This is a genomic window from Pantoea sp. SIMBA_079, assembly GCF_046940275.1.
Classification (GTDB): Bacteria; Pseudomonadota; Gammaproteobacteria; order Enterobacterales; family Enterobacteriaceae; genus Pantoea; species Pantoea borealis.
In genome coordinates this window covers 1-4,377 of the sequence record NZ_JAWRYR010000028.1, presented here as the reverse complement: position 1 = coordinate 4,377, position 4,377 = coordinate 1, and the positions used below count along the sequence as shown (strand labels likewise).

Annotated in this window: 4 protein-coding genes and 4 tRNA genes; 7 read left to right on the top strand and 1 reads right to left on the bottom strand. The window is 50.3% G+C overall.

Translation table 11 applies throughout. From position 1 onward, the window contains the following. Positions 1-214 precede the first annotated feature (214 nt). Positions 215-1,252 (top strand): UDP-N-acetylmuramate dehydrogenase, encoded by a 1,038-nt coding sequence (murB, locus tag SB719_RS18875; RefSeq protein WP_412159573.1) that lies wholly within the window; start codon positions 215-217, stop codon positions 1,250-1,252. Next, a complete protein-coding gene (birA, locus tag SB719_RS18870; protein WP_412159572.1) occupies positions 1,249-2,214 on the top strand; it encodes a bifunctional biotin--[acetyl-CoA-carboxylase] ligase/biotin operon repressor BirA in 966 nt (321 codons plus the stop codon). Before murB ends, birA begins: the two co-directional genes overlap by 4 nt. Before the next feature lie 44 nt (positions 2,215-2,258). Here the strand turns inward: birA and coaA are convergent, their stop codons facing one another. Further along, positions 2,259-3,209: a type I pantothenate kinase gene (gene coaA, locus SB719_RS18865; RefSeq protein WP_065650420.1), complete on the bottom strand. Its 951-nt coding sequence runs from the start codon at positions 3,207-3,209 to the stop codon at positions 2,259-2,261. Between the two features lie 451 nt (positions 3,210-3,660). Here coaA and SB719_RS18860 point away from each other — a divergent pair. The 5 genes from SB719_RS18860 to SB719_RS18840 all read left to right on the top strand — a co-directional run. Next, positions 3,661-3,736 (top strand) — tRNA-Thr (locus SB719_RS18860). Positions 3,737-3,743: 7 nt separating this feature from the next. Beyond that, positions 3,744-3,828 (top strand) — tRNA-Tyr (locus SB719_RS18855). Positions 3,829-4,017: 189 nt separating this feature from the next. Further along, positions 4,018-4,092, top strand: a tRNA-Gly gene (locus tag SB719_RS18850). 5 nt (positions 4,093-4,097) lie between these two features. Then, positions 4,098-4,173: transfer RNA gene (locus tag SB719_RS18845), tRNA-Thr, on the top strand. A 106-nt stretch (positions 4,174-4,279) separates the two neighbouring features. Continuing rightward, positions 4,280-4,377, top strand: a 98-nt coding sequence (locus SB719_RS18840; RefSeq protein WP_412159574.1) for a GTP-binding protein, incomplete at its 3' end; no start/stop codon positions are given.

Here is a 4,377-nt window from a genome sequence, read left to right as displayed (position 1 = left end):
TGAAACGCCGTAGCGCCGATGGTAGTGTGGGGTCTCCCCATGCGAGAGTAGGGAACTGCCAGGCATCCATCAAGTAAAAGAGCCCTGAACGTCTGTTCAGGGCTTTTTTACGTCTGCAGAAAAGTAAAATTTCCCTGCTAAAACCATCAAAACCCCCACTCCTGATTAGCCAATCGGGTAAACTACGGCCAGATCACTCAGTAAAGGCCGTGAAATGTCCAGCCCAGGTACCTCCCTCAAAGCATGTAATACGTTCGGTCTTGAGATCGACGCACAATCACTGATTATCGCTGATAGCGCAGAAGCCATCACCGTAGCCTGGCACTCCAGCCAGCAACGCAGTCAGCCCTTTATCATCCTCGGTGAAGGAAGCAACGTCCTGTTCCTCGAAGATTTCAACGGCACTGTCGTGGTTAATGCCATCAAAGGTATTCAGCTGGAAGAACACGAAGAAGCCTGGCATGTGCACGTTGGTGCAGGTGAAAACTGGCATCAGTTAGTGGAATATACCCTGAAAAAAGGGATCCCCGGTCTGGAAAATCTGGCGCTCATCCCGGGTATGTCAGGCTCCGCACCGATTCAGAATATTGGCGCTTACGGCATAGAATTTAAAGATGTCTGTCACTATGTCGATGTACTCCATCTGCCCACATCGGCCATGAAAAGGCTCTCTCGTGAGGAGTGCTGCTTTGGCTATCGCGATAGCGTGTTTAAACACGGGCTCAAAGATGACTACGTCATCATCGCAACCGGCCTGCGCCTGATGAAAGCGTGGAAACCGGTACTGAGTTATGGCGATCTGGCAAAACTCAACCCGGCCACTACCAGCGCCTGGGATGTTTACCATGCTGTATGCCGGATGCGTCAAAGCAAACTGCCTGACCCGCGCGTCACCGGCAATGTGGGCAGTTTTTTTAAAAACCCTATTATTTCAGCCGGTCAACTCACGGAGCTGCTCGCGCAGTGGCCTGCAATACCGCATTATCCTCAGCCTGACGGTACAGTAAAACTGGCGGCAGGCTGGTTAATCGACCAGTGCCAGCTTAAGGGCTTCAGAGTGGGTGGCGCTGCAGTGCATTGCCAGCAGGCTCTGGTTCTGATCAATCAGGACTGCGCCACACCGCAGAATATTGTCACGCTGGCCCATACAGTGCGGCAGCATGTGGGTAAGAGATTTAATGTCTGGCTGGAACCTGAAGTTCGTTTTATTGGTGCCGAGGGTGAGCGCAATGCGGTTGAGGTTATTGCATGAAAGATCATAGCGTTCCTCTCAAACTGGCGGCGTTGCTGGCTGACGGAGAATTTCATTCAGGCGAACAGCTGGGTGAAGCGCTGGGCATGAGTCGTGCTGCCGTTAATAAGCATATACAGACTCTGAAAAGCTGGGGTCTGGATATCTATACCGTGACAGGGAAAGGCTACAGTCTGGCGATGCCTTTGCAGCTGCTGGATGAAGCGCTTATCCAGGCTCATCTGGAGACCTCAGGCATTGCCGTTATTCCGGTTATAGATTCAACCAATCAGTACCTGCTCGATCGTATGGATCAGCTTGAGTCAGGTTTTGCCTGTGTTGCAGAGTATCAGCAGGCCGGGCGTGGACGCCGCGGACGTAAATGGTTTTCTCCCTTCGGGGCTAATCTGTATCTGTCGATGTACTGGCGTCTGGAGCAGGGACCTGCTGCAGCAATGGGGCTGAGTCTGGTCATAGGAATTGTTATGGCTGAAGTTATTCAGTCGTTTGGCGCTGAAAATGTACGTGTGAAGTGGCCAAACGATCTCTATCTTAACGATCGGAAACTTGCAGGCATCCTGGTTGAACTCACTGGCAAAACCGGCGATGCGGCGCAAATTGTAATGGGCGCCGGTATCAATCTTGGTATGCGGGGCGAGGGCACGTCAGAAATTAATCAGGGCTGGATAAACCTGCAGGAAGCGGGCGTTACCATCGATCGCAATCAGCTGGCAGCTCATATCATCAACAGCCTGCGCGCGGCGTTACCGCTTTTTGAGCGCGATGGTCTGGCGCCATTCATACCCCGCTGGGAAAAGCTGGATAATTTTATTAATCGTCCGGTTAAATTACTGATTGGTGAGCGTGAGGTCTACGGTATTGCTCGCGGGATCGATAAGCAGGGTGGCTTACTGCTGGAACAGGAGGGAGTAAGTAAATCCTGGGTTGGCGGAGAGATCTCGCTCAGGCCAGATAACGGCTAGCCACAGCAGCATGATAACAGCCCTGCACGCAGGGCTTTATCCTGTTACTTCCTCAGCCTTACGCTCTGAACGGCGTGATCAGCCTCTTTGGTCATAATCAGGCTGGCACGTTCACGCGTTGGCAGAATATTTTCTTTCAGGTTAAGACCGTTTATTTCCTGCCACAGTCCGCGCGCAATATTTACGGCATCCTCTTTCGGCAACTGTGAATAGTGATGAAAGTAGGAGTCGGGATCGCTGAAAGCGCCTTCACGGAATTTCAGAAAGCGGTTGATATACCAGCGTTCCAGTAAGATTTCCGGTGCATCCACATAGATTGAAAAATCCACAAAGTCGGAAACAAACACGTGATGCGGATCATGCGGGTAATCCATACCGCTCTGCAGCACATTAAGCCCTTCCAGAATCAGAATGTCAGGCTGCTCAACAACTTTATCGCCATCAGGAATGACATCATAAATCAGATGCGAGTAAACCGGCGCTGTGACCTGGCTGGCACCCGATTTTAGATCGGAAACAAACTTTACCAGGCGATGCATATCGTAGGATTGCGGAAACCCTTTCTTTTTCATCAGACCGCGCTCTTTCAGCACGGCATTCGGATGCAGGAAACCATCAGTGGTGATCAATTCTACTTTGCGATGTTCCGGCCAGCGGCTTAGCAGCGCCTGCAGAACGCGTGCGGTCGTGCTTTTCCCTACGGCAACGCTGCCAGCAATACTGATGATATAAGGGATCTTTTGCCCGTTGGTACCGAGAAACTGTTCCAGCACGGCCTGACGTCGCAGATTAGAACTGATGTAGAAGTTCAGCAGACGTGATAAAGGAAGATAGATCTCAGCGACCTCATCAAGAGAGAGATCTTCATTGATACCGCGCAGACGCTCAACTTCACGTTCGTCCAGCGTCATAGGCACTGAGTCACGCAGCGCAGCCCACTGCTGCCTGTCAAATTGCAGGTATGGGGTGGTCAGTGGCGTTGTTTTTCTACTCATAAGCATATATCTGACCGCATAGTCTGGTTCATCCCTGCCTCATCTTGAAGCATCCTGAACGCGATTGCGCGTCATAGAAGATAAATTAACGGAAACAGTGGGCAGGAGGTTAACACCAGTGTCACTTTAAACAGAAGTAAAATGATGATCCTGCGAGCGCTTTCGCAGAACACACCACATTTTTTTCACCGGATGAAATGAAAAAGTTGTGTTTCCTTTTAGTCATCGGGAAAAAAGAGCAAATCGCTTAACGTAAGGCAGCTGAAAAAGAGGGGAAACAGAGAACGCTCGCTGAAAGAGGTTGATGAACATTTGTACCAAATATGAGTATAGAAGCAGCAGTAATGCCTGATGGTGAGAGGTTTTGCACAAATAGTAAGCAAAAGAATAAAAATGATGATTTTCTTGTTGCATCTCGGAGCCGGTCTTCCTAGAATGCGCGTCACTTGATGCCGGCTTAGCTCAGTTGGTAGAGCAACTGACTTGTAATCAGTAGGTCACCAGTTCGATTCCGGTAGCCGGCACCATCAAGTAGGTGGGATTCCCGAGCGGCCAAAGGGAGCAGACTGTAAATCTGCCGTCACAGACTTCGAAGGTTCGAATCCTTCTCCCACCACCATCTCAGCCTCCTGGTTGGGCATCGGGTAAAGAATTACCTGATGGGTGAGTTAAACTCTCTCACCTCCGGATTCAGATTGCACATCTGTGTGGTCAGGGTCAGTCGGAAACTCTGACTGGCTCGAATAGTAAAAGGTCTTCTTTTATTATTCAAAAGCTACAGAAAGAACAGGTAGCCGAGTTCCAGGATGCGGGCATCGTATAATGGCTATTACCTCAGCCTTCCAAGCTGATGATGCGGGTTCGATTCCCGCTGCCCGCTCCAGATGTGCTGATATGGCTCAGTTGGTAGAGCGCACCCTTGGTAAGGGTGAGGTCCCCAGTTCGACTCTGGGTATCAGCACCACTTCCTTTATCTCTCTCCTGATTCTCTCTCTGTAAAACTAACATCGGGCACTGCCTGGTTAATGTGACGATATCTTTGATATATCCGTGTCTTAGAGGGACAAGCGATGGCTAAAGAGCAATTTCAACGTAACAAACTGCACGTAAACGTGGGCACCATCGGTCACGTTGACCACGGTAAAACCACCCTGACTGCAGCAATCAC